The sequence below is a fragment of the Mycobacterium pseudoshottsii JCM 15466 genome, assembly GCF_003584745.1.
Classification (GTDB): Bacteria; Actinomycetota; Actinomycetes; order Mycobacteriales; family Mycobacteriaceae; genus Mycobacterium; species Mycobacterium marinum.
This window is the reverse complement of sequence record NZ_AP018410.1, coordinates 2972520-2999109: the sequence shown is the minus strand read 5'-3', so window position 1 is coordinate 2999109 and position 26590 is coordinate 2972520. Positions and strand designations below refer to the sequence as shown.

The 26590-nt window shown below is 63.6% G+C and carries 19 protein-coding genes, 1 pseudogene and 1 riboswitch; of the genes and pseudogenes, 2 read left to right on the top strand and 18 right to left on the bottom strand.

The annotated features are described in order from the left end of the window. Positions 1-380: 380 nt before the first annotated feature. A riboswitch (M-box (ykoK) riboswitch) is annotated at positions 381-556 on the bottom strand. Positions 557-740: 184 nt separating this feature from the next. The 11 genes from MPSD_RS30845 to MPSD_RS13485 all read right to left on the bottom strand — a co-directional run bounded on the left by MPSD_RS30845 (position 741) and on the right by MPSD_RS13485 (position 13056). After that, entirely contained in the window at positions 741-971 is a 231-nt protein-coding gene (locus MPSD_RS30845; RefSeq protein WP_232022848.1) for a PE/PPE C-terminal domain-containing protein, read from the bottom strand. Continuing rightward, a complete protein-coding gene (locus MPSD_RS30430) occupies positions 920-1957 on the bottom strand; it encodes a PPE family protein (protein ID WP_420811915.1) in 1038 nt (345 codons plus the stop codon). The genes MPSD_RS30845 and MPSD_RS30430 overlap by 52 nt, the downstream gene beginning before the upstream one ends. Before the next feature lie 25 nt (positions 1958-1982). Then, positions 1983-3335, bottom strand: a complete 1353-nt coding sequence (locus MPSD_RS13525) for a PPE family protein (protein ID WP_020787492.1) — start codon at positions 3333-3335, stop codon at positions 1983-1985. Between the two features lie 900 nt (positions 3336-4235). Then, a complete protein-coding gene (gene eccA5, locus MPSD_RS13520) occupies positions 4236-6068 on the bottom strand; it encodes a type VII secretion system ESX-5 AAA family ATPase EccA5 (protein ID WP_020787493.1) in 1833 nt (610 codons plus the stop codon). Further along, the gene (gene eccE, locus MPSD_RS13515) at positions 6065-7276 is read right to left on the bottom strand and encodes a type VII secretion protein EccE (RefSeq protein ID WP_036426615.1); all 1212 of its coding nucleotides are present in this window, start codon (positions 7274-7276) and stop codon (positions 6065-6067) included. Before eccE ends, eccA5 begins: the two co-directional genes overlap by 4 nt. Next, entirely contained in the window at positions 7273-9015 is a 1743-nt protein-coding gene (gene mycP5 / locus MPSD_RS13510; RefSeq protein WP_020787495.1) for a type VII secretion system ESX-5 serine protease mycosin MycP5, read from the bottom strand. The genes eccE and mycP5 overlap by 4 nt, the downstream gene beginning before the upstream one ends. Continuing rightward, on the bottom strand, positions 8993-10504 hold the full coding sequence (gene eccD / locus MPSD_RS13505) for a type VII secretion integral membrane protein EccD (protein ID WP_012394391.1): 1512 nt from the start codon (positions 10502-10504) through the stop codon (positions 8993-8995). Before eccD ends, mycP5 begins: the two co-directional genes overlap by 23 nt. A gap of 285 nt (positions 10505-10789) precedes the next feature. Further along, complete coding sequence (locus tag MPSD_RS13500) at positions 10790-11692, bottom strand: ESX secretion-associated protein EspG (RefSeq protein ID WP_086085537.1); 903 nt, start codon at positions 11690-11692, stop codon at positions 10790-10792. Positions 11693-11780: 88 nt separating this feature from the next. Then, positions 11781-12065 carry a WXG100 family type VII secretion target gene (locus tag MPSD_RS13495; RefSeq protein WP_011740938.1) on the bottom strand — a complete coding sequence of 95 codons (285 nt, stop codon included), beginning with the start codon at positions 12063-12065 and terminating at the stop codon, positions 11781-11783. A 51-nt stretch (positions 12066-12116) separates the two neighbouring features. Further along, entirely contained in the window at positions 12117-12413 is a 297-nt protein-coding gene (esxM, locus tag MPSD_RS13490; RefSeq protein WP_012394389.1) for a type VII secretion system effector EsxM, read from the bottom strand. Between the two features lie 343 nt (positions 12414-12756). Continuing rightward, positions 12757-13056 carry a type VII secretion system ESX-5 target PE19 gene (locus tag MPSD_RS13485; RefSeq protein WP_020787496.1) on the bottom strand — a complete coding sequence of 100 codons (300 nt, stop codon included), beginning with the start codon at positions 13054-13056 and terminating at the stop codon, positions 12757-12759. A gap of 650 nt (positions 13057-13706) precedes the next feature. Here MPSD_RS13485 and MPSD_RS13470 point away from each other — a divergent pair. Next, positions 13707-14909, top strand: a complete 1203-nt coding sequence (locus tag MPSD_RS13470) for an ISAs1-like element IS2404/ISMul1 family transposase (protein ID WP_420811914.1) — start codon at positions 13707-13709, stop codon at positions 14907-14909. Positions 14910-14963: 54 nt separating this feature from the next. Here MPSD_RS13470 and MPSD_RS13465 read toward each other — a convergent pair whose 3' ends face one another. The 5 genes and pseudogenes from MPSD_RS13465 to MPSD_RS13445 form a co-directional block, all read right to left on the bottom strand. Beyond that, positions 14964-15317: a DUF732 domain-containing protein gene (locus MPSD_RS13465; RefSeq protein WP_051153694.1), complete on the bottom strand. Its 354-nt coding sequence runs from the start codon at positions 15315-15317 to the stop codon at positions 14964-14966. A gap of 73 nt (positions 15318-15390) precedes the next feature. Then, a pseudogene (locus tag MPSD_RS13460) lies at positions 15391-16611 on the bottom strand (PPE family protein). 17 nt (positions 16612-16628) lie between these two features. Beyond that, on the bottom strand, positions 16629-16928 hold the full coding sequence (locus MPSD_RS13455; protein ID WP_012394386.1) for a PE family protein: 300 nt from the start codon (positions 16926-16928) through the stop codon (positions 16629-16631). Positions 16929-17067: 139 nt separating this feature from the next. Continuing rightward, on the bottom strand, positions 17068-18339 hold the full coding sequence (locus MPSD_RS30265; RefSeq protein WP_106407454.1) for a PPE family protein: 1272 nt from the start codon (positions 18337-18339) through the stop codon (positions 17068-17070). 582 nt (positions 18340-18921) lie between these two features. Continuing rightward, complete coding sequence (locus tag MPSD_RS13445) at positions 18922-19116, bottom strand: ferredoxin (RefSeq protein WP_011740946.1); 195 nt, start codon at positions 19114-19116, stop codon at positions 18922-18924. A 262-nt stretch (positions 19117-19378) separates the two neighbouring features. Here MPSD_RS13445 and MPSD_RS13440 point away from each other — a divergent pair, with 262 nt between their 5' ends. Continuing rightward, entirely contained in the window at positions 19379-20554 is a 1176-nt protein-coding gene (locus tag MPSD_RS13440; protein ID WP_020787502.1) for a cytochrome P450, read from the top strand. A gap of 31 nt (positions 20555-20585) precedes the next feature. On the opposite strand, the gene eccCa is transcribed toward MPSD_RS13440, so the two are convergent. Both eccCa and eccB read right to left on the bottom strand, forming a co-directional pair. Beyond that, positions 20586-24752, bottom strand: a complete 4167-nt coding sequence (eccCa, locus tag MPSD_RS13435; RefSeq protein ID WP_086085704.1) for a type VII secretion protein EccCa — start codon at positions 24750-24752, stop codon at positions 20586-20588. Then, positions 24749-26272, bottom strand: a complete 1524-nt coding sequence (eccB, locus tag MPSD_RS13430) for a type VII secretion protein EccB (protein WP_086085703.1) — start codon at positions 26270-26272, stop codon at positions 24749-24751. Before eccB ends, eccCa begins: the two co-directional genes overlap by 4 nt. Positions 26273-26590: the final 318 nt, after the last annotated feature.

The following is a 26590-nucleotide window of genomic DNA, read 5'->3' as shown; positions in this document are numbered from 1 at the left end:
TGCGCTCCGGTGCACGCTCGGTGCCCTATACATGGGCGCTATCCACCGAATTATGTTGTGGCCCAGCTTTATATCGGTCCAGGGGCCACATGGCATCGGGCTTCTCCTGACGCACAACGACACAGCGCCGATACCGCAACTTCGCGCGCTTCAGCTACACGTCCGCAGCACAGGCTAAGGCGTGCCGATCAAACAAACGTGGATGAAACCGTGTCAGATAACGAAAAGGGCGCCGGGATCGGATCGAAACGAAATGGCCGTTGGTCTCGAATACGGTCTATCACCGGGACTCACTTCGCACTCACCTCCTCGGGGCCGGGGCACGCGGGGGTGCCAGTCACACAGCACATAGAGGCGAGTGCCCAGCACGACGACTGAGCGCGGCACCCCTCTCGTCAGAGCTTTGGCACCACACGGCGTATCCGACGCTTTCAAGCCGGAAGTCACTTGGGCTCAACCCTTAAGCCGGGAAGAGTTGTCCCGACCCGGGGCGTCTTTCGACGTTCGAGGTCAGTGGCCTGTATCCGTGCAGACGCCTCACCTAGCGAAGTGCTTGCAAAGGTCATAGTTTCACTCGAAGCGGTGACCGTCAACCCAACGCGCCCGTGGCTGCCCGATCATGCCGGTAAGGCGATGCGCCATCGTGTGCCGGGTTTTGTTTCATCGCAGCGCTTTTCGCTGTCTTCAGGTCACACACGCGGAGCGGCGCAACTCCGCCGGCTTCGGTGCAAGCGCGTTGTTCAGCCGCCCGAGAGCGGGCGCGGCATTATCGTCAGCCGGAATCCGTACCGGGGTCCGGTGCCGTAGCTGCGCGCGTAGGCGCCCGGAGCAGGTACCCCGGGTACGCCAGGCATCGCCGCACTCGCCTCCGGGGCGGTAGCGGTGCCAGCGCCCGGGAGCGCGGTGGCGACATGATCTGTCACTTCCGTGGTCCCCGCCCAGCTCGGCGGGACCGACAGTCGACCCACCATGGTCGCCTGGTTGGTTCCCGCGGCGACTCCCCCCCCAGGCCCGATTGCGGAACTGTCATTCTTGTCCAAACGGCATCGCCGGAATCGGATCCCGTAATTGGCAACGCAATCCCTGGTAAGCCGTCTAGGGCCAACGCATTGACGTCGGCCATTGCCGATGTCACGGCGGGCACGACGATCCCCGGAGCCGTGTATCCGGCCGAGATGACTCCATTTGCCAATGAGGAGTTCAAGAAGGTCCCGAAGGCGTTTCCATCGTTGCCGTCCAGAAAGTTCAGGATGTCAGCAAGCAGACCCGACCCTGCAATGGTGTCCAGCGGTGCCGCCGCCGGTGCGGCGAGTCCTTGCAGACTTGCCGGTACCGCGGACATGAGTTGGGGCAGTTCGGTCTGCGTGAGGCCGCCCATAGCGGTACTCGCCGCCTGGGCAACCGCCGCGGTCTGACCCGCCAGCCCGGAGCGGCTGGCGGTGTGTGCTGGTTCCGAAAATGGTTCCAACGTGGATGCCACCGCGGAACCGGCCGCATACCCGTACATGGCTGTCGCATCCTGCGCCCACATCTCGGCGTATTCGGCCTCGGTAGCCGCGATCGCCGGTGTGTTGATGCCCAGAAAATTGGTAGCCACCAGCGTCAGCAACTGCACCCGGTTCGCCGCAACCACACTCGGCGGCGCCGTCATGGCGAACGCGGCCTCGAACGCCGCCGCGGCCGCCGCCGCCTGACCGGCCGTCTGCGCGGCCTGTAGCCCGGTGGCGCTCAGCCACGTCACATACGGGGCCGCCGCTGCCGCCATAGCCGCCGAAGCTGGCCCCAGCCAGCCGTCGCTGAGCAAAGCCGAGAGCACCGACTCGTATGCCGCTGCCGTCAAAAGCATTTCCGCGGAAACGTCATCCCACGCCGCCATAGCGGCGAGCATGGGCGCTGACCCTGGGCCCGAATACATGCGCAGGGAGTTGACTTCCGGCGGCAGGGCCCCGAAATCCATTGCCGGCAAGACCATTACCCGAGCCTCAACGCGAGGGAGTCATGCTGGCAGATTCGGTAGCCGCGGCAGTCCCGGAACCGATCGTCGATGTCACGGTGACTTCCGTCTCGTCATCCAGCAGCTGGCGGGCGCCCCATGATCGTTGGGCGGAATCCGTACCGGGGGGCATTGCCGAGGCTGTGCCCGTAAATGCCCGCGGGCATACCTGGAATGCCGGGCATCCCGACTGCCGCTTCGGGGACAACGGCCGTACTGGTCCAGCCGCCGCCCGGGGCTGCCGCACCGGCGTGATTGGCCACCGCTGTTGCCACGCCCAGCTTTGGGGAACAGACATTCGCCCGACCAGCTCAGCCTGGTTCATACCCGCCGAGATTCCTCCAGTCCCCAGCGTGGCTGCCGTCTCCTCACCCAGAACCGGCAAACTTTCCGGGCTTGCCGGTGATGCCGCGGGTATCCACGACGGATTTCCTTCGCCGGACCCCATGGGCGGTACCGCGGCCGATTCCTGGGCACCCAGTGCCACTGCATTGATATCGGCCATTGCGGCCCAGATTGCGGGTCCGACGACGGCAGGGCTGACGTATCCGGCTGAGACGAACCCGTTCACCAATGACGAGTTCAAAAAGACCCCGTACGGGTTCCCGTCGTTGCCATCCAGGAAGTTCAGCAGTGCGGCAAGCAGCCCGGATCCGGGAATGGCGTCTATCGGCGATGCGGCCGCTGGTGAGGCCAGCCCCTGCAGGCTCGCCGGCACCGCGGACATCAGTTGTGGCAGCTCCGTCTGAGTGAGGTTGCCAACTGTGCTGCCTACTGCCTGAGTGACCGCCGCCGACTGACTGGCCAGCCCGCTTGGATCGGTGGTCTGCGCCGGCTGGGTGAACTGTGTCAGCGTCGATGCGGCTGCAGAGCCGACCGCGTAGCCATACATCGCCGCCGCGTCCTGAGCCCACATCTCGCCGTACGCGGCTTCGGTAGCGGCGATGGCGGGCGTGTTCTGCCCCAGAAGATTGGTGGCAACCAGCGTCTGCAACTGAGTGCGGTTGGCGGCCACCTGCGCCGGGGGCACCGTCATCGCGAACGCGGCCTCAAACGCGCCCGCCGCCGCTGCCGCTTGGCGGGCGGTTTGCTCAGCCTGCATTCCGGTGATGTTCATCCACGCCAGGTACGGAAACACGGCGGCTTCCATCGACTCCGAGGCCGGCCCCAGCCAGCCGTCACCGGTTAGCACGGCGATCACCGTCTCGTATGCGGCGGCCGTCGAGCGCAACTCGGCAGCGAGCCCATCCCAGGCTGTTACCGCAGCGAGCATCGGAGCTGAGCCCGGCCCCGAATACATGCGTATCGAATTGATCTCTGGTGGCAGTGCTGCGAAATCCATCTCCAACGCCCCCTACCCGGCCGCACTCGACGCGGCCATCATCGGCGCAAGCGATCCAAGCCCGCGCGCCGAGAGGGTGTCGGTACGCCGTCGATGATCAGGTTCAGGCTGCCGCCGCGCGCTTCCAAAACCCGGGGCGGGAAGAGCTACTTCTATTGCAGCCAAAAACAATTCGCCCCGGACAGGGGCAGGGCCTTGGTTGGCTAGCCTGCCGGCCGGCAGTGCCGGGACTGGCGGTCTCGTCATGACAAGAGACATCGGACTTTCTCCTCTTTGGGATAGCCCGACCCGGCTATTGGCTCGGCCGCTGTGGTGGTGTCGGGATGTTGCCGATGGCACGTGCACAATCAGTTCGCGCGTGCCTTCGGGCACTCGGCGCCAGTCGATTCAGACGGCGGAATTTCTGCCCGGACCGGATCGGATGGAAACGGTCACCAACTTCGCACAACCACTGTCAACTGGTTCAGTCCCGCCCACCTCCCGTCGCAATCCGGCGCCCACGGGAGTGCGCGGTGGTTGCGCAACTCGGGTTCAAGCCGCCAGCAGTGTTTGCTGGACCGGGCGGCCGGTGTTGCGCAAGCTTTGGCATGACATAGCGTATCCGCCCAACGGTGCGCGATGAGCCGAGTTGATCTCAATCCATCCACGGGGCGAACCAGCGCGCCCCGGAGCATCCCCCGACCACTGATGCCAATTCCGATTTCGAGGCCCCGTTTTCGTGCAAAGACTTCGGCTGGTGAGGCAGAACCAGCGTCATGGTGTCACCGGGGTCAACCCAGCGTCAACGCGACTCGCGGTGGTTGCGCCGGGCGAATACGGCGCCCCGCGTCTGGGCCCGTGTAGGTTCGTCCTCCCGGGCGACTGCGGGTTAGCTGGGCTTGGTGCTTGCCGCGCCGAGGCCTAGTTCGTCTTCTTCTCTGCCACCGCGGCACTGAGACCTTCGGCCAGGTCTTCTTTGGTCAGCTCTCTGAACCTACGCATCTGCAGCTCGCTGAATTCCGTCAGATCACTGTTGAGCACCGCATCGAGATCTTCATCGTCGAGGCGGAAACTGCGGTGGTCACGGGCCTTCTCCACGACATTGCGCACGAAGCCGGCGTTGCCGAGCATGTCGATGCCGCGAATCAGGTCGCCGTCCTCGGAGTAGTTCTGGTCGTTGTAGAACCTGGTGTACGACGGCAACAACACCTGAGCTTCTTCCTCAGTGATGACGTCTTCGTTCTCCTGGCCCATCAGTTTGGTGAGCGCAATCAGCTCTTCGGGCGTGTAGCTGAAAAACTCGATCACGGTCGAAAAGCGCCGTCGCAGACCCTGGTTCACCTCGAGCATCTTTTCCATGGCGTTGGCATAGCCTGCACCGAATACGACCAACTCGTCGCGGTGGTTCTCCATGTACAGCAGCAGGGTGTTGATGATCGCGTTGCCGTAGGGGTCGCCCTGGGAGTAGCCCTTCTCATGAAGGGTATGCATCTCGTCGAAGAAGACTGCGCCGCCCAGTGAACCCTCGAGCATCTCCTCGGTGTTCTTCTCCGCGTCGGCCATGTAGCGACCCAACAGCTTGGTGCGGCTGGTCTCTACCACCAGCGGCTTGCGCAGCACCGTCAACCCGCACAGCTGTTTGGTGAATGCCCTTGCCACCGAGGTCTTTCCAGTACCAGGAGGACCGAATAACAGGGTGTGGCGTGAGGTCACCGGAACGGGAAGCCCCATCTTGGCGCGCGCCAGATTCACCTTGGTGGTCGACTTGATGAGCTTGATTTCTTTCTTGGCCTGCTCCATGCCGAGCATCGCATTGAGCTCGGCGTCCCCCTCGGCGAGATACTTGGCAGCCATCTCCGCATGCCGGGCGGCTTCGGTTTGGGCACGGGTAGGCGCACTGTCCGGATCCCATGGATCCTTGCGCGCCTCAATCGTTTCGGGGTCGGTCAATACCAGTCGGTAGTTGGGGTTATCCAAGGCTTCGCGGGCTGGGCTGAACTTTGCGTCGCGCGAATACACGCGACGCAACAGCTCGACGGCTTCCTCCTCGCGCCCCACGTGGCGCAGGCACATGCCCTGGGTGTAGAGGGCGATATTGGCCGCGCCGGGAACCCGGTCCCCTTCGATGGCCTCCTGCGCACGCCGGAAGGCCTCCTCGAAGACCCCCAGTGATGCCAAGGCCGTTGTCGCCATCGCCGCACCGGCCGCCTTCAGCTCCGGGTGCCGCCAGGGCGTTGCCTCGGGGAACTGGGCCAGCACGTCGGGCCAGCGCTTGGTGCGAAAGTACAAGACACCTCGCACATAGCTCACCAACTCGGCATCGAAGGGATGCTTGGGGTCGGTGGTGTCGAGCAGGTCCGAGACCTCCTGGTAACGCTTGTTCTCGGCCAGAACGGCAGCGTAGGCGCAGGCCAACGAATCGACACTGGTAACAGCCAGCCGCAGGAACAGCCCGTCGGACACCTCGGGGCGGAACTGCAAGTCGGTAACGCCGAGACGGCGGGTTTCCCAACCGAAGGTTCTTACCGCCGCCCATGCGCCGGCGAGAACGTCCATGGTCTGGTCGCCGGCGAGCAACCGTGCCAGCCAGGCGTCACACATCGCTGGATCGAGCTTGGTTGCGGTGGTGAACATCTTAGCCGCAACCTGCGGGTTATGGCTTGGCTGTAGCCCGTTGACCGAGATGCCCGACGCCAGAAGACCGGCGACCATGGCGTTGCGGGCATCGTCTGCAGCTGATTGTGCGCGGGTCATTGCCCTGTGGTCGCGCTTGTCGCGTGCTCCTGTGTTTGCCCCACAGGCAGTTCCAGCTCGTCGTGGTCTAGCAACTCGCGACTGGAAACAACCAGCTGAGCCCGGGTGGACGGCACCGGCAGGCTCGCTCGCACTGCCGCCAGTTGGCGGCCGGTCAACCGGTTGAGGCCCACCGATAGCTCCTTGGGCAGGCGTTCATCGCTGTGGTAGCGGACCCACGCCGACAACCGAGGTTCTCCCGCGCGCATCACCAGACGAAGCGTGAGCACCGTGGCGCCTACCTCGGGGGCGTCCGAGAGCCAGACCTCATCGAGGGTCTCGGCGTTGATGTCGGCCGGCGTTACCCAAAAACTGGTCGCATAGCCGTTGAAGTGCTTGAGATGACGCCAGCCCGGACGGCTCCAGGTCGGCTCCAGCTCGGCCAATATCGCGCTGTCAACCTCGGCCAGCTCGTCGGCCGCCAATGGGCGCGCGGCACAACTCTGGCCATCGAGCACCTGGGCAAGCCGCTCGGTGGCTGTCACCAACGTCGAGGCCAGCGAATCACGACTCGCTATCGCGGCAACGTTGCGCTGGGGATTCATCCGCAAGATCAACCACGTACGGCGACGGTTCGCGGCGGGACTCTCCCCCACCATTCCCCACTCTTCCGGGCCCCACTCATCCAATGAAGCCGACGCCCGGGCCGCCTCGGCACCACCGCGGACCTCAACGGTCACGATGTCGACGCCATCGAGCTGAACATCGAACTGTCGCAAGTTCTCGGCTACGGTCGCCACCGGTACCACCGCCGACTGCGTGGTGCGATGCCGATGCCGACCCGCGGCATCTCCCTCGCCATCGTCGACGGTGATCACGGTGACCAATCGGCCATGATGCTCGCGCACTCCGACGGTGTCGCACCCGAAACGACGCTGGTGATCCACGGCCGGTGTGCAGCCGGCACCCAGTGCCGTGCCCGGGTCAGCGGACCAATCCCAAAGCCAGGCAGTGATACCCGAGGTGACCGTGATCCCGCGATAGGTGACGACCGACAACAAGGTGACCAGCACGGCAATGCCGACGCCAACCCACCACGCGATGCGGTTCTCGCCCTGCCACGAGTCTGGGCAATGGCTGGCCACGATCAGAATGAGCAGGTCGATCACGAACACTGTCGTCAACCGCGCCCACGACAAAGCTAAACCGAACCTGCGCTGAGCCTTCATCGCCGCTTCCGTGATCGCCGCATTAACGTCGCCGTACCGAACACCGCACCGCCTATCAGTAATGCACCGGTCAATCCGCCGGCAGCCACCCATACTGGCACCATATTGCGCTCTGCGGGCGGCTTCGGCAGCTCCAGCGGTGCCGATAGCTGCTTAGGCGGCTTGACCGGCCCTTCGGGCACGTCCCAGGTGAGGGCAGCCACCGGATCCACCACACCGTAGCCGACCTGGTTGTCCACTCCACGAGCGGGCGGGCGGGCGGTGTGAATGAGCCGATTGCTGATTTGGTACGCCGACAGCTCCGGATACTTCGCCCGGACCAGGGCAACCACGCCAGACACGATCGCCGTCGCAAAACTCGTGCCAGCCGGAACCAGCAACGAGTTGTCCGGACCGTCGATCGCGTTGATCAAGCCGTCGTCACGGGGCGAGAGTCCGATGACATCGGTCCCGGGCGCCGCGATCGACACCCATGGTCCGGCGATGCTCATCTTTGTCATCGGCTGACCGTTGGTGTCGACTGCGCCAACCGTCAAGACATAGTCACTGAACCAAGAGGGCGTCACCACCGTGGTGACCGCGTTCCAGTCACGTGGGTCGTCTGGCTGCAACGGATCAAAGATCGGGTTCTGCTTGCAGTCCTTCTTGCTGCCGTCGCCGGCCGCGGCCACTATGACCACGTTCTTGTCGACGGCCGCGTAGTGGACTGCGGCCCCCAGCGCGTTCTGATCGATGACGTTGCGGGCGCTCATGCAGGTCACATCGGAGATGTTGATCACCGACGCTCCCATGTTGGCGGCATGGACGATCGCTCGCGCCATTGTCTCAACGTCGTCGATCTTCTGTTGCGTCTGCGGATCCTCATCCCCGGTGTAGGGGTCCTTGAGGCCGAACGCCTGGCTCGATTGGCGGATCGAGATCAGCTCGACCTCCGGCGCAATCCCGCTGAATGCATCCGGTGCCGGCGGCGGCGGGTCGAGCGGACGCGGGCCGCCCGCGTGGTCGACCCCCGTCACCCGCGCACCACCTGAGTAGCTGGGGATCGTCACCGTTCCGCCACCATGGTTGCTTGCCGGCGGTTGGCCGGGAGCTGGCGGGGGCACCGGCCCGGGTCCGGGCTCACCCTGGGGAGCCCCTTCCTCCGGCGGCAGCCCCGGAATCACTGTCACCGTTTGAGGAGGCACAGGTGACAACGTCACGGTCTGCGGCGGTGGCGGCTTCTCGGTGGTGGGGATAGTGACCGGCCGGCGTGGGACGGCCGGAGGCGGTAGCGCCCCGTTGGCCGGCGCCGCACCGATCATCGACGCCACGATGGTGCCGTGGGCGTCGCAATCCTGCAGCCCGTCACCGCCCATCACGTAGTCCCCGCCCGGGATCAAGTGGGGAAACCGCGGGTGCGGTGTCACACCGGTGTCGATGACAGCGACCTTTACCCCGGCGCCACGGCCGAATTGCCATGCCTCGTTGATGTTCAGCATCTCCATGTACTTCGGCTGCAACTTGAAGTCGGCGCCAGGCAGCACCCCAACCTCAGTGCAGTAGGAGTTCTGTTTCATCGGGGCCGGCGGTCCCGGCGTACCGTCGGGCGGCAAAGCTCCCAGATCAATGGTCGGAGGATTGATTGCGTACGCCGGTGGCAGGCCGGCCAACGCACCCGAGGCAAGCAGAAGTGCGGCGATGGTCGCGGTTGATCCGCGACCAGGCCGCAACCTGCCGCTAACGGTACCGAATCGCTGCATAGACATTCATCAACCAGAATGCCAGCGGGAAGATTGGCATCAGGCAGAGGTACTCCGTCCATTCCACGAACTTGCGGAACAACGGACTGTAGATGGTGTTGGGGACAACGGCCGCGGCCGTCATTCCGGCTGCGGGCAGCAACACCAACAGCGACGCCACGATCGACACCGACAACGGCGAAGACAAGACCAGCGCGTATCGGACCGACACCGCAGCAACCACGATCACGGCGGTGACGGCCAGGGTGATCGACTGCCAGCGGTCGACGTAGGAGCGCCCGCGCAGCATCAGGAAGCCCGAGGTGAATCCGGCGAGCATCAGTGGCAGCCAACGCTCCGAGGTGTGCGGATTGCACAGCGAGGTCAGCGACACCACCATCAGCACGCCCAACCCGACCAGCAGACCGCTCAGGAAGGACCGGGCCCGTTCGGCCTGCAACACCACGTCGCGCACCGAGGCGGGGCCCTCCAACACGGGGGGGCCGCCAGCGGCGACCGCCACGGTGGTGGGCAGATCGGGACGTGCCTCAAATACCCATCGGCTGGTTGCGGACGGGAAGACCGGCAGCCGGATACCCGACAGTCTCCGCGACAGCGCGGGCGAGGCGTGGTACATCACGACGCAGATCAACAACATGGTCGCGAACAGCGTCACCGCGCTGGTCGCGGCGACCATCCGCGACAAGCTCGCCAATGTCGTCAGGCCACAGATCGTGACGATGGCGGTATAGATCGCCAGTCGTCGACCAGTGAATCGCAGGGCCAGCGCCGCGGCGATGGACAGGACCCCGAAGCCGAGCACGGCCTGCGGAGAACCGACGGAACCAGGCGGTGCCGAAGCCGCCGCCACGGTCAGCGGCGCAAGACCGCTGACCAGCATGATGTCTGCAACGCGCCGATCCGCATCAGTGGTGGCACGCATCAGCAGCATCATGGCGACCATCAGCACAAGCACGGCAATCACCGAGGCGAAGATTGTGGTCAGCCACGTGTTGTGGTGCCAGCGCCACCAGCCCAAGACGCCCGAGGCAAGGATCACACCGGTCCCCACCATCCCCGCGCCGACCTGCACCGCGACAACTGGGTCGATCGAGGCGAATCGCTTGCTGAGATTCGACGCAACCGCAGTGGAGATGTGCTCGATGACCTGCGACCGGTGTTCGGTGTCCGGGATGAACCGGATCCACAGCCGGTCGCCGTCATAGACGTCTTGTTCGGTCAGCGACTGGGTAGCACGCAACGGCGAGCCGTCGATCAGGCACAACGCCCATCTACCGCGCCCAGCGGCCTCCAACGTCGACTCGCCGAGCTCCCGCAGCCGACTGTTGACCACCTTCAGCAACGGGTCGGTCATCACCGAAACGGGAGCATTGGCGTCGAGCAGAACCCCGATCTGGACGCCCTCGCCAGCCATGATGCCAACTACGACCGCCCGCGGCGAAGATACGCCCTCAAGTTCGGCCTGTGGAGCATCAGCTACTGCGGTCATCGTTCTGTACCCCCTGCTGTGGCGAACGTGTTACTCCGTGACTTCAGCCGCGCCCGGGGCTCTGTCGGTACATACACCGTCGGTACATACACCGAAGCGCCGTAGCCCGCTTTCATTTGCGGCTCGACTAACTCCAATTTCATTTGCCTCGCCTTGCGACTAATAGTTGTAGTTGCCGTTGTTTTTCAGTTTTACTGCGGATTCTAGAGCAGTATGCCGTGTTGCCGTCTCAATCGCATTTTATGCTTAAAAAGCTTGCTGCACGCGCAATTTCGTCGCTTCCTATCAAACTCTGCTATGCGTTTTCCACTCGCCGTATGGCAGCGTGTCGAGCACCGTCTTCACGCCGACTTGCACCAGCTGAGGGGTGGCGGGACAGATAGCCAACCAGGCCTCACCGGAACCGGCGGTCCGCGCTTGCTGATACAGCGCGATACGCCCACCGGATCCGTCTTTGAGAGACAGCACCGAGGCACTCGGGCCTTTGGCGTCATCCCGGTACTGCCGCGCGTAGACCGCCACTTCGGCTGCGGGGTCCGATAGCGCTTGCCCCAATGCCGCAACCGTGGACGCGCTGATGCCCATCCGGCGCAGATCCCCCCCGGAAAAGACGTTGAAGCCGGACTCCTGCCAGGATTTGGTGGCTTCCAGCATTTCCTCCAGCGGCACGTTGACCGCGTTGATCGCGGCCGGGTCCGCGTGGTGGATAGACTCCAGGCCGTCAATCACCAACGCGGCGATCGACGCGCTGTCGGAAACGGATACGTCGTCGACGGTGATGTCATTGCCAACGCGAACGGCCGACACCCAGTGCTGGCCACGACGGGCCAACACCACCCGAAATTCGTTGTCGGGAATGTCGCGCGAACCGGGCGGCTGGTCCTCGTTGTCGACGACTCCATACAGCAGTTTGCCCCGCGAAAGCAGGGCGACAACTTCGAAGTCAGGTGCGGCTAGCACCCTCATCCGGGCGGCTACCTGTTCGTTCACCGTGTCCCCGACGACGATGCCCTGCTCGCGCATGACCGCCATGCCCGGGTGTTCATTGAGCCAGTCGTTCGAGTCGGTGGATACGTACGGCCGGCACCGTAGTTCAGGCGCAACGTGCCGGATATCCAGCAACGCCTGAAGCATCCAGAAGCCGTCCACGTTGACGGTGATATCGGTGCGCGTACTTTGTTGATCCATCCCTACCTCAGATATCGACGTGGCTGTTGACTGCAGGACACGGCAGCACACCGGTTGGTTGGTGTGCTGCCGCGCCTGAAGTTAGGTTTTAGGCCCAGCTAGAGCCGACGGCGCTGTCGGTCTGCGCCATGTTGTTGCCGGCAGCCTGAACCTTCTGGCCGTGCGAGTTGGCCTGCTCGTAGATCACCTGGAAGTTGCGACCCAACTGGGTGATGAACTCCTGGCAAGCCACCGAACCGGCGCCACCCCAGAAGTCACCGGCAGCCAGCACATCGCGAACGATGGCCTGGTGCTCGGCCTCCAACGAGGCGGCCTGCGCGCGGATGAGGGCGCCGTGGGCGTCAACATCCCCGAACTGGTAATTGATGGTCATATTGGTGTTCTCCTAACCTGAGAAAAGCGTACGCAGCCGTGGCTTTGCGCGCTAGCCGCGGAGGACCTGCTGGGAAGCCTGCTCTTGCTGCTCGTAGTTGTTCGCGTCGCGAACGAGACCGTCGCGCACGCTGTGCAGCATGTTGACGATGTTGCGGAAAGCGGTGTTCATCTGGCCCATGGTGTCCAGCGAGGTGGCCGAGGCCATACCGCTCCAGCCCGCGCCGGCGATGTTCTGCGAGGACGCCCACATCTTGCGGGCCTCGTCCTCAACCGTCTGGGCGTGCATTTCGAAACGGCCCGCCATGTCCCGCATAGCGTGCGGGTCGGTCATAAAGCGTGCAGTCACCTGAATTTCTCCTTGTGTATTGGCTGGTTGGTTGTCAGTTAGATCGTGTATTCGGTTGTGGTGAGCGCGATGGCCGATCAGCTACGCGCTCACGCAACCGCCGGCCCAAAAGTTACGGATGCCCCCCCTCCTTTCGGTCAGCCAGCGGTCACCGAGCATTTCAGCGCGGTGCGACATACATCGCCCCCAAACCTCGATGTCCGATTCGACGAAGCACTTCACAACTGCCGGGAGCGTCGTCGCAGCCGAGCGATCAGAGCCAGAATTCACCCACCGATGGGAGGTTTGTGTTGCGCTCACCGCAGCGCCTGATCCCTCCCCCGGTCTGAGACCGACAGTGCGGTCAGCCGGCAGCGGCCGCGTTGGCGGCTTCGGTGGCCGCATACGAACCGGAGCTTGTTGCAAGCGTGTTAACGAACATTTCGTGAATGGCCGCGGCTTGGGCGCTAACGGCTTGGTACATCTGCGCGTGGGCGGCGAACTGAGCGGCGGTCAGCGCTGACACCTCGTCGGCGGCCGCGGGTACCACTCCGGTCGTCGGCGCCGCCGCTGCCGCGTTCTGCGCGCTCATCGTGGTGCCTATACCCTGCAGGTTTACGGCTGCAGCAGCCAGCGCCTCCGGCTGTGTGGTCACAAACGACATGCTGTATTCCTCCCTAGATTATCCCCGGCGCCCATCTAGTGCAGAGACTAGATGACTGTGTGACGCCAGGTTGCCTTCTACGGGGCCTGTTTGCATTTGTTCACGCGATAGCACCGTGAATTCACCTGTAGTAACGACACAGTAACAGCGCTCGATGCACCTAGCATCCCACTCAGCAAACTCACAGTCAAGGATGTGCGGCTGCTGGCCGAAGAGCGCGCGACGGGGCATTTTGCGGCGTCTAGCTGCCAGCGCGACAGCCATCCGGTCGGCCGCGAGGCTCGTTCGGCGCTGCCGTGACGGTGCTACAGCAATACGGTGGGGCAGTTTCGGTGGGCCGGCTCGATGAGCGCCGGCCGTCTTGATCCACCGCGGATTCGCGCAACTAGTTAACGACTCTGAGTCCGAAACTCGCGACCACGGTCGGTCATGGGCGCTCGGGGCCCGGACAGCCCCAAACGAAGACGTTGTCGTCATACTCACTTCCCCCCTCCTCCCCTGGCATATCAGGGCTCCGGCGTTGTTGATTAGCAGGCTTGTGAGCTGGGTTGATGATCTTTGGTGCCGCGCTATTGGGGCCGGAGTGTAGGCACGGGCTATCTGGAGAACGATCGAGTTGGTTACTGTTCGTCGTTGGTCTGGAGTTGCCCGTGCCTACCGTTTCAGTATTGCGTGTGTCGTCGGTTCCAGAGGTGTTCGACCGCTGGAGTCCTGGTGAGCGCAGCGAGTTCATCGGATCGGAGTTTCTCGATGTGTTGGCCTCGGTGCCAGACCCGAGGGGCCCACGCGGTCGGAGGTATTCGCTGATGGCTTTGTTGGCGATCGCGGTTCTGGCCACTGCCGCGGGGATGCGCGGCTATGCTGGTTTTGCCACATGGGCGGCCACCGCTCCCGATGATGTGTTGGCCCAATTAGGGGTCCGGTTCCGGCGGCCCAGTGAGAAGACCTTCCGCGCTGTTTTGTCTCGGCTAGACCCCGCCGACCTCAACGCCAGGATGGGCAGTTACTTCACTGCACACGTGGCCAGCAGCGACCCCAGTGGATTGGTGCCGATCGCGTTGGACGGCAAGATGCTGCGTGGTGCTTTACGCGCCAAAGCGACAGCCACGCATCTCGTGTCGGTGTTCGCCCACCGTGCCCGATTGGTGCTCGGTCAACTCGCTGTCGCCGAGAAAAGCAATGAAATTCCCTGCGTACGTGCCCTGCTCACGCTGCTGCCGGGTAGCTTGCGGTGGCTGGTCACCGTGGATGCGATGCATACCCAGGTCGTCACCGCGAAGTTGATCTGCGCCACCTTGAAGTCGCACTACCTGATGATCGTCAAGTCCAACCAAGCCAAAATATTTGCGCGTATCACCGCGCTGCCCTGGGCCGAGGTGCCCGCAGCCGCTACCGACGACTCCCGCGGCCACGGCCGTGTCGAGACCCGCACCCTGCAAATCATCACCGCTGCACGAGGAATCGGCTTCCCCTACGCAAAACAAATCATCCGGATCACTCGTGAACGCTTGATCACCGCCACCGACCAGCGCAGCGTGGAGGTGGTCTATGCCATCTGCAGCCTGCCGTTCGAGCACGCCCGCCCTACCGCGATCATGGCCTGGATGCGTCAACACTGGGGAATCGAGAACAGCCTGCACTGGATACGCGACGTCACCTTCGACGAAGACCGTCAAAGGGCACATACCGGAAACGGCGCACAGGTCCTAGCAGCGCTACGCAACACCGCGATCAATCTGCACCGCCTCAACGGCGCCGACAACATCGCCGAAGCCTGCCGGATCACCGCTTTGACCGCCAACCGCCGCCTAGACCTCCTCAATCCACAATTCCCCAGCTCACAAGCCCGCTAATCAACAACGCCGGAGCCCTGCCTGGCATATCCAATCAGTCCCGCCGCCCTATTACTAGGGTCGCCATCCGGCGGGTGCGCCGTGGCCGTAGAGCGATCCCTCCTCGGGCCGATACTGCGGGCAATACGCGTCAATAGCCGCGCCGACAAAGTAGCCGGAGTGATATCCGGGCATGGAACTGCTGTTGAGCACGTCGTAAGCGACCTCTGTTGGCGTCATGCCGCTGTCAAGCTTCTGGCACACAATGTGGGCGGCCAAGATCGCGTGCGAGGGCGAAATGTGGTCTGTGATGCCCTCGGACTGCAATTCCGAGAGAAATCTGTCGTCATTATTGTCCGCGTGAGCGGTTGCCACAGTTCCCAATGGTCCAAGTAACGCGATTGCGACAACTAGAAGGCGTTTTAACATTTTCGGTGCTCCCTTTGAGCTGAGGCTCCTTGCTGACGATGTGGTCCGGCAGGGGGCGATCTGCGTTGCCTGGCTAGCCAGCGGGAAGTGGGCGCGCCATGACCGTCGGTTTGAACCCGTATCGGGGACCTGAACCGACCCCACGTCCGGCACCCGTGGCGCCCACGGGCATGCCGTCGACCACGTTCGCCGCCTCGGGCGAGGTGATTGGCTCACTGACCGCCTGGACCGTTGGGCGCACGGCCTCTGCAACCGATGCACCCGGCCAGGATGCCGGGACCGCCAAGTGTCCGACGTGGGCGCCGCTGCCCAATCCGGCCGCCACCTGGCTGCCTGCACTGCCGATCGCACCGAGCGCGCCACCCAGCCCCGGGACCTTCGGCAGGGCTGCTGCCGCGGCGGCAGCCGGCTGAGTTATCAACCCCAGCGTCTTGGCCATCTGAACACCGAAGTTGCCCATACCGACGCTGAAGTACGGAAGACCTTCGGTGTTGTAGAAGAAGCTGGCGTAGTTGGAGTAGCCCTGCATGAACGTTCCCAGGTTGTTGGGCAGCACGGTCTGCCCGGTCAACAGGAACCAAATCTCGGTCAGGATCGGATTACTCGCCCCCAGCTGCGACACGAAGCTCTGCGTTCCGCTCGGCGAGGCGAGCTGTCCAAGCTGGCTGGTGATCTGGCTGAGGAAACTCTGGACCGTGCTTTGGGTGGAGGCCGCCGACGTCGCTTGCGCCGCACTGACCGCGGCACCCTGAGTGGTACTGGCCGCCGGATTGGCTATCGTCGGAGCCTCGGTAAACGACTCGATCTTCGTGGCAAGTGCAGATGAGGCGGCATAGTTGTACATCGCCGACGCATCTTGAGCCCACATTTCCGCATACTGGGCTTCCAATTGGGCGATCACACCGTTGTTCAAGCCGAACATGTTGGTCTGCAGCGCCTGAGTCAGTTCGGCACGGTTGGTGGCGATCAACGGCGGAGGCACCACGGCGGCGAACGCCGTCTCGAAGGCCGCCGCGGCCGACTGAGCCTGCGTGGCCGCGTGCTCGGCCTGGCCGGCGGTGACCGACATCCAGGTCATGTAGGGCTCGACGGCCTGTGCCATCGTTGCGGAGGCAGGCCCCATTCACTCTTCGCTGGACAGCTGGGTGATCACCGTGAGGTAGCCCTGGGCTGTCGAATTCAGTTCGGCGGCCAGCGCGTTCCAGGCTGAGGCCGCCGCAACCATCGATGATGATCCCGGCCCCGCATACATCAGCGCCGAGGTGACCTCGGGCGGAAGCATCCCATAATCCATCGCCATTTCCGGACCCCCTAGCCGGCCGCGGCCGCGTTGGCCGCTTCGGTCGCCGCGTACGACCCTGAGCTGATGCCCAGGGTATTGACGAACATTTCGTGAATCGCCGAGGCTTGAGCGCTCACGGCTTGATACATCTGGGCATGTGCGGCGAACTGAGCCGCGGTCAGCGCCGAAACCTCATCGGCTGCCGCGGGCACCACACCCGTAGTGGGTGCTGCCGCGGCGGCATTCTGGGAGCTCAGCGTCGAGCCGATGCCCTGCAAGGTGCTGGCTGCCGCCGCCAGGGCCTCCGGCTGTGTGGTCACGTATGACATAGGAGTTCCTCCTCATCACCCGCGGGCCCGAAGACCGTCGGGATTTGATTGCTATCAACGCTAATTGGAACCGGCTTCGCGGCGCCCCTTCGCTGCGAAATACTCATCGTCGAACAGTCACTCTTCATCCGCTCTTCATTTACTGGCAACCTTTGAATCCGATGACGGTCACACGCAGTGGTTGTTGAGGCCATGACATCAACCTGCCGACGGCGGTCTGGTCAGGACGGGGTAGCGGAATCCGTAGCGCACGCCCAGGTTGCCGGTGCGCTGGGCGCCGCGCGATCCAACCGGGAATCCGCGCAGCGCGGCGTTCAATCCGTTCGCAGGGTTCGCTTCGCCCGGTGAGGTAGTGAAATTGGTGCTCACGAGGCTTCGTGGATGCTTGTTCCACCGCACCGGGAGTGGTGCCCCAGCTGGCCGGAACCGATAGGCCGCCGACCTTGCTGGACGACGCAAAGCTCGCCATCGGGTGCCAATGCCAGGTATCAGCGCCCAAGGCGGCGAATTCGGGTGTCGGGTACCAGGCACCACCGGCACCGGCCGTGGTTCCCCCGGGGCCGAAGGTCAACTGCTGGGCTATCGACCAGCCGGAGTTGCCTATTCCCACACCGAAGTAGGCCTGCAGTGTTTGCCTCAGCGCGTTGTACATGCCGGGATAGAGGCCGGCATAGTTGTTGTCCGGCGTCGGCAGCCCGTAGGTCAGGAAGTTCTGTACTTGCGTCTGAATGATCTGCCACACGGTTGGCGATGACGCCGCCGACGGCGACATCGACGACACTGAAGACAATGAAAGCTGCTGCAGTCCGGGCACTCCGGCGGACGACAGCAGCTGCGGGATGGTGGCCGTGATGGTCTGCGCGGAGTCTCCAGCCGGCGTGGCAGCGGCTTGGGCAACGACAGCGGACTGACCTCCGGCCGCGTTCACCGAGGTGGTATCCGGTGGTGGCGCGAACCGCGGCAACTCCGTGGCCAGCGCCGACGAGCCGGCGTAGCTGTACATGGCGGCGGCGTCTTGCGCCCACATCTCCATGTATTGAGCTTCTGTGGCCGCGATAGCCGGGGTGTTCTGGCCAAAGACATTGGTCGCCACCAATGTCATCAACAAGACCCGGTTGGCGGCAATCACAGGCGGCGGCGCCGTCATCACAAATGCGGTCTCGTAGGCCGCCGCCGCCGCGCGGGCCTGGCTGGCCGCGGTCTCGGTCTGGGCGGCCGCCGCGCTGAGCCAAGTCACATAAGGAGCAACGGCCGACATCATCGAGCGCGATGCCGGGCCGAGCCATGGTGAGCTAGTCAGCTCTGCAATCACCGAACTGTAACCAGATGCCGCAGAGCTCAATTCGGCCGCCAGAGCATCCCAGGCCGACGCAGCAGCCATGATTGGCCCCGATCCAGGGTCGGTATACATTCGGCCTGAATTTATCTCGGGAGGCAACGCCCCGAAATCAAACACCCACCCCTCCTAAAGCCGCCCACGATCGCAATCGCGATCCGGACACAGCAATGCCACCCCAGCATCGGCCAGCGAGGCCGCGACCGTTCGTGTAATCACCACCTTCTGCCCCCCGGCCCAGCTGGTTGAAGCCGTCTCGCCAAACGGCCTCAGCACTGCGAACGGGCGTTACTCGTTGATCCGGCATGGTCTTCGAGACACGTCGCGGTGCGAAAGATGCGCGCCAGGAATTTTTCGGGCGCGGCGTTGTCGAGAGCATCTGCAGCTACCGTCACGGCCAACTTGTGGTCATCAGCGCATGAGCTTTCAGCCTCGAGAAGACCGCATCTTAGCACCATCATGCAACAGCTGCCACGTTGCAGAACTATTGCATATGGAACACATTAGATGACCCGACCGGCCTCCGGCGCCGAAGACGCCAACTATTCATTCCCCGTAAACCATAGTTAAACTGCTGTTAACCTAAATACAACTATCCGTTAACGTTTAGTTTAGAAAGACAGCGGCCGCCCGAGGTCCGTCAGGCGGCCACTTTTGTCACTCCTCGTCGAGGATGAGCGCCATTTCGGGGCAGCTAGCCACACCATCGCGGGCCACTTGCTCGTCCTCGGGTCGCACCTCGTGCTCTTCGAGAATCGAGTAGCCGGATTCGTCGATCGGAAACAGGTCTGGATCCACCGCGTAGCACTGGGCGTGGCCGACACACTTGGAGCTTTCGAGGCGAATCTTCACCGGACTTCCTCTCTCGAGTCTCAACCCAGCTTGGAGCAGGTCAGCTCGGACCACACCGATCAATAGGTAGATTAGCTTGTCGATTGATGGTCACGAGTCCCTCGTGGCCTCGGCTCCGCGGCCAATCCGTCAGATATGAACTCGGATGTGATCGATGTCGGATTGTTGGGTGTTTGCCGACCGTGCGATATTGACCGTGTCATCAAGAGTTTGGCGGCCCCGATGACCTCCGACTAGAACGGAAAACGGAAGACTTGAGCGAATGAGTACCCCCGGCGAAGGTTCGGCCAGCTCGTTTTATCTACCGCGTCTTGAATATTCGACATTGCCGCTAGCCGCCGACCGCGCGGTCGGGTGGAATACGCTGCGGGACGCCGGGCCCGTGGTCTTCATGAATGGCCACTACTACCTGACCCAGCGCGAGGACGTGCTCGCGGCGCTGCGAAATCCCAAGATCTTCTCGTCGCGGATCCTGCAGCCACCGGGCAATCCGCTGCCCGTAGTGCCCCTGGCGTTCGACCCGCCCGAGCACACCCGCTACCGCAAGGCGCTGCAGCCTTACTTCAGCCCGCATGCCCTGGGCAAGTCGCGGCCGGTACTGGAGCGCCACGCGGCAGAGATGATCGCGGGCTTCGCCGGGCGCGGTGAATGCGATGCGATGGCAGAGTTCGCACGGCTGTACCCATTCCAGGTATTCCTGGACCTCTATGGCCTGCCGCTGCAGGATCGCGACCGAGTGATCGCGTGGAAAGACGCAATTATCGGCGACAAGCTCTATCTCACCCGCGAAGAGCTCGAAGTCGGCCAACTAGAGCTGCTCGAGTACCTCAACAACGCGATCCAACAACGTCGCCAGAACCCCGGCTCAGACATGTTGTCACAGGTGATGACCGGCCCCGGCGAGTTCACTGATCTCGAACTTCTGGGCATGAGCCACCTGTTGATCCTTGCTGGTCTGGATACCGTGACCGCCGCGATCGGATTCTCGTTGCTCGAGTTGGCACGCCGGCCGCAGCTACGCACCCAGCTTCGCGATAACCCGAAGGAAATAAGGGTTTTCATCGAGGAGATCGTTCGGCTGGAGCCGTCAGCGCCGGTTGCTCCACGAATCACCACGGATTTTGTCAACGTGGGCGGCATGACGCTACCACCAGGCTCACAAATGCGGCTGTGCATGGCCGCCGTCAACCGCGACGGTAGCGACGCCATGTCCACCAATGAACTGGTCATGGACGGAAAGGTGCACCGGCACTGGGGATTCGGAGGTGGACCACACCGTTGCCTGGGCTCACACTTGGCGCGGATAGAACTGACCGTGATCGTTGCCGAATGGCTCAAGCAACTGCCCGACTTCGAACTGGCGCCCGACTACAGTCCCGAGATCGCTTTCCCGTCAAAGACGTTCGCACTCAAGTCATTGCCGCTGCGCTGGGCCTGACACGGTCAGGCCCAGCGCAGCGGGCCCGGTCTTACTTTCGCACCTCGGTCAGGGCAACCTGAACGAATACGCCGGTGTCCTCGGCCATCAGCAGGCCTCGGCCGCGAGGCAGCGGGCCACCCTTCATCTTGCCGCGAATGAAGCCCTCGTCAGGATCGGCATCCATCACCAGCAACGGCGCATTCGCCTGATGCAACGCCCGCAACATCGGGTCGCTACCTGCCGACGACCAACCACCGAAGGACCTCGTCACGATGACGTGCAAACCGACGTCAGCGGCCCGGTTGACCCAGGGAGCGGCCTTGTGCAGCGGCGAATCGAAGCCCGGTGGCAGCTGCTGGATGTCGTCGACGATCAGGAAGATCTCCGGACCACTCCACCACGACCGGGACAGCAGCTCCTCGGCTGACAGCCCAGGTGGTGGCTCCCGGCCGGCCAACACGGCGGCCAACTCGCCCATCTTCGCCTGGACGCCATCGAGGTTGTAGGCGAACCGCTCCACATAGTTGGAGCCCAGCGCGGTCAGCAGCTGACGGCGCGGGTCGATCAGCCAAACCTGCGCCGAAGGTTGCCCGGGTGGCGGAGCGGGAACGCTGGTGGCGCCCGGTGCATACAACCGCCCGATCTCGGACATGATCGTGGCCAACGTTGTGGTACGCCCACATTCGCGCCGGCCCGTCACCATCAAGTGCGAGTTCTCGGCGAAGTTGAGGTACACCGGCTGCAGATCCAATTCCGATATCGCCCAGGCAATTCCGCCGACACCAACACCTTGACGGGTATCCCGGGCGGCGAGCTGGCGCACCTGATCCACACCGAAACTCGCCGGCAGGCGACGCACCGGCGGCGCCTGGGAGGTCGTGAGCCGACTGACCGCCGCAACGACACTGTCACACTCGAAGACGTTGGTGGGGGTGCTGCCCATCGCCGGCCTCGCCACCAATGTGTGCAGGCCCGCCTGGGGATCGCTGTCCAGCCGGACGTAGTTGACCGCGACCATGCCGCCGCCGGGCTTGACCGGGACATCTTTGGCGAACCGAGAACGCACCAGCTTGGCGTCCTCCACCGCCGCCAAGCGCAGTTCAACGCGGGAACCGAACCCGCTGCGCACCGGGGGCCGCAGCTCAGATTCACGATCGGCAGTGACCACCACGTGCACGCCGAACGAGGGTCCCTGGTTGATGATCAGGTTCACCTGCTCGATCAGCACCTCGTTTTCCTCGGCGAGAGCGCGGTAGTTGTCGATCACCAGGTACACATCGCCGAAGCCATCGTTGGGCACCGGACCGGCTTCCCCACCGAATTTGCGCCGACGGAACATCTCCATCGAGGCAATTCCGTATTCCAGGAAGCTGCGCTTGCGCTCACGCACCAAGGCCAGCAGCTCGGCCACCGTCCGACGCACGCCATACGGGTCCGTCGGGCCAGCCACCTCACCCACGTGAGGCAGCTTGGAAACCGTGGTCAACGCGGTGCTGCTGTACGCCAGGCAGTAGAACTGAACTTGATCGGGCGTGTGAGTCAGCGCCGCCGAGGAAATCAGTGTCTGCAGCGCGGTCGTCTTGCCCGATCCACCCGCGCCCAAGATCAGCACGTTGGACCCGGGACCAGAGGTGTCCACGGTCCACGGCGGCTGGTCATGCTTGAACGGGCGGTCAATGACACCGATCGGGAACACCAGGTTCCGAGCGGACCCATACTCCTTCTGCCACGGGTGCCCGAGGAACCGGTTGACCAGGTCGTCGATCGCGACGGGCTGGGTCAGCGGCGGTTGCCACAGCCGGTAGGGCTCGAAGTTGATCCTGCGCAACTGATCGATGATCACGGTACCCACCTTGGGCACTCGGATGCCTTCTTCCTCGGCCTCGGCCTCGGCCTCCTCGACCACTTCGCCGTTGGCGTGCGCGACCACCTTGTCGATCTCGGGTCCGCCCACCGTTACCTCGAGTGGGGTGAATGAGTTGGTGAACAACTGCGGGCGAATGTAGTCGATGCTGTGCACCAACACCGGCGCTTCCTCGCCGTCGACGGTGATGCCGGGCTGGAAGTAGTCCCGCCAGAGGAATTCGGCCTGGAACCGGATGATGTCTTCGAGGCTCTTCCGGAAGTAGCCCAGACCTGCCTGCGCCGGCAGATTCACCGCGTTGGGCACACCCGCCGCCTGGGCGGCCCCGGCAGTACGTGCCTTCAGCACCAGGCGGTAACCCATGTTCTCCATGAGCTTTTCGGCACGGCTCTCAATGGTCTGCGAGGCCATCATCAAGTGGATCCAATAGGCACGACCCTGCCGGCCGATCGAGTCGAGCACGTCGACCGCCGTCGGCATGATGCGGAACCACTCGTAGAACTCGTCGATGACCACCACGAGCATCGGCAGCGGCGCCATGTCCTGGCCGCGTGCGCGCATCCTGCCGCGAACCGAGTTGTACTCCTTGGCGTCGTCCACACCCGCGCTGTCACAGATCGCCTTGCGCCGGGCGATCTCGCCCCACAAGGCGTCCAGGAAGCGTTCCATCAGCGCCTGGTCTTCTTCCAGGTCGGTGATGATTCGCGAGACGTGTGGCACGCCGGCGAACGGCTTCACCGCGGAACCACCCTTGAGGTCGGCCAGCACGAACTGCAGCTCCTCGGGCGGATGTCCGAGCATCAGCGATTCGATCACGGTCCGCACCAGCGTCGACTTACCGGAACCCGTGGTACCCGACATGACCCCGTGCGGGCCGTCACCACCTTCGTCGAGGGACTTCATGTCCAAGAACAGCAGCTCACCGTTGTCGGATCGGTTGCCGAACGGCGCCCGCAACCGCGACCGGCCCATGCTGTCAGTGCGGCTCCCCCACAAATAGTCGAAGTCGATGTTGCCCGGGTCGTCGATGCCGTAGTAGGCCAAGATGTCCCGAGCGCCAATGTGGGCAACCCGCTGACCGATCTCTTCGTATGCCTCGGCCAGCCGCCACTGGGCCAACTTCTGACCGAACTCCTCCGCCTCCGCGATGCTCACGTGGTCGGTCAGGGCGAAGAACCAGGCGTTGTCGTCGATCACCATCCAGGTGTCGCGGTCGCGGGGCAGCGCCTCGATCACACCAGTCTTGTCGAACTCCAACTTCCGCTCCGGGACGTTCGTCCACATCGGGGAACCGGTCAGGTCGAAGAACGTCACCCCGTCGACGCCCTCTGCGCTGATCACGTACTCCCACTGCGGGTCATCGACATCACAGATGATCACGGTGTGCGGTGTCGGCGTCTGCGCCGAGGAACTGGCGTGCCGTGGCGTGAAGGACCCTCGTCCGGCGAACAGCTCGCCTTGCTCGGCGGCGAACTCACGCACCGAGCTGTAAACCATCCGCGCGTTACCCGCCGCGTCGTAGCGCCGTGAGTCACCGAAGTGCGGAAGCCACTTCACCCATTCCCACTCGGCCAGATCGGAACTGACGACGATGAACTGCACGTGGTCAGGCCCGTGCGAAAAGGTGAGCTGGCAGATGATTGCACGCATCAGTCCCAACGCCTGCTCGCGCTCTCCGACCAGGGCATACCAGGGTTCGACAAGCAGCGAAATCATCTTGGGCAGGTTGTAGACGACGCTTTGATAGCGCCCGAATTCCTGCAACGCCTTACCGGTCACCGGCTCGAGTTCGATGTCGGTCGGCATGTTCTGCGGCTCACCCCAGGTCACCTCGGGGCGGGTCATGCCGACACCGACGCGCACGACCCCGAAGTTGAGGTCTTTGCCGTCGGGTTTGCGTTCCCACATTCGCGGCGAACCGACAGCCGCTGCCAGGATGCTAGGCGCCGGATGGAACCAGCGATAGTTGGAGTCCATGCTGTCCGCAGACTCCTGAGCCGTCTCGCGCAGCATGTCCAGCATCAGCATGAACTGGGCCCGCATCGCATCGAGCTTGGGGCGGCTCATCTGCTGCTGTCCGCCCGCGCCGACGCTGCGGAACATCATCATCATGATTCCGACCATCATGAAGATGGGGAAAATCGAGCCGACGCCGCCGAAAACGTGCGAACCGCTGGCAAACACCATGGCCACCATGCCGCCAAGCAGGCCGACCACGACGACGCCAACGACAATCAACCACCAGGGCTTCCCCTCTGGCGGGGGGATGCTCAACGGTGTTGGCAGAACGATGTTTTCGGGCTTGATTACCGGCGCCTTCTCGGGCGTCGGCCGGGCGAATCCACGTTTCACTTCGGTACCACCAACTCTGCTGGGCTCATATCCATCGGTAGCGTGTCGTGCTCCACCAACGCATCCGCACGTGACAACGTCGGGCCTTGTGGCAATAGCCGCAGCACCACCCAGGGTGCCGGGCTGGGCGTCAACCCCAATCCCAACGCTTCACGCGCTTCTTTGGTGTCCTCAACCCCGAATCGCGCACCGGCTTCGGTAAGCCACCACAGCGATTCAGTTGTCTGGGCGGCCGGGTTGTTTCCGGTAACGGCGACGAAGTTCGCAAAGTTGGGGCCGAAATAGACCTGGTCAGCCTCGCGGCCGGACATGTCCGCCTTCGCCAAGTCGACCACCTTGTTCATCTCGTGTGGCGCGACTGGAATGTTGGGTCCGGAAATCACCTGAATCCGGGACCGGTTCTCACCGGCGGTCCGTTCCCACCACCAGCAGGTTGAGGGATTGTCCCGAATGTCCATCACATTCAGCGGGTCGTCGGGGTAGGCGGACAGATCCAGCCTGTTGACCACCGGCATCTTGGCCAGCGAGGAGGGCTGCACCGTGACCGGCTTGGTGTTGCCCGGGCGTCCCGCGTTTTGCAGGATCTGGGCCACCAGTGGCGGGAGAGTCTGCACACCGTCGGTCAAGACCAGCGAATACTGCTGCGGTCCACTGATCTGAGGCGTGACGATCACCGTCCCGACGGGCCCGGGAGCACCCGGGAACGTCGCCGCCGCACCGTCATCGGGCACCTCCGGAACTACCAACTCCGGTCCAACCGGCAGCGCGTCATAGAGCGCATGGCTCATCGGACGTGCCTGAGTGACTTGTTCGGGCGTCAGCCCCAACGGCAGCAGTACCGACCGGTCTGTGGCGTCGATGCGGGAGCGACGTCCTTCGCGGATCACCCAGGCATCACCCCCGTAGCGCAAGACCACCGCGTCGGAGCCCTTCAGCACCCGCCGGTGACCAGTTAGGTCGGGTGTGCCGTCGATAACGGTCACCGTTACGCCGTGCGGCGACTGCGGCATGGTCGACGGACCCGCTACGGTGTCGCACACTAGCCAGGACGACGTGGCAGGACTTGCTGGATTGAAGTCCGACGGCGCGCCAGGGATACCCACCAGCGGCCCATGCGGCATCGAGTCGATCTGGCTTCCCCGAACCAGATGCGGGTTGGAAGCCCGCCCGGTGATCAGTCGTGCCGACGCCAGGTTGAGCGCTGGGTACAACCGGTCCCCTACCCGAACATAGAGAGCGCCGGAATCGCGGTCGGCGATGATCGGGGAATCGTTGATCTGGCCAGAGGGGCTGATGAACGACCAAAGCAGCGATCCCAGGCAGATCACCAACGCCGCCGACACCGATGCAACGACGGCAAGCGTCTGACGACGGCCCGGCTCGATTTCCATCCGCACGCGCCAGCGGGTTAATGCCATCGCGGTTCGACGGGCCAGGAACTGATAACCCGTTACCTGCGTCCGCGTCGACAACCCGAGGCCGTAGCCTGACCCCCGCTGTCCGCGGCCTTGTTCAGCCACGTTAGATCACCTTTCGCTCTGTTTCAGAACGCCTGGATGCTGGCCTGGATACCCGGCGTAACGCTGATCACGTTGACAACCGTAGGGCACCGGGCCAGAAGTCGCCATGCGACGCTGACCGTGCTGGACCCCCCAAGGATTCGCTGTGTCTCCTGTGCATGTTAGCGGCGAATCGCCGGCGTGGCGCGCCAAGTGGCAAACACCCGGCCGCAGGTCGCTGACCTGCGGCGCAGTGCGACGATGCGGTCGATGTCGGGTGGGTGGGCCCCGTCAAGGTCGCCCTGCGCGCGACGCGTCCTCAGGGTTGGACGCAAGATG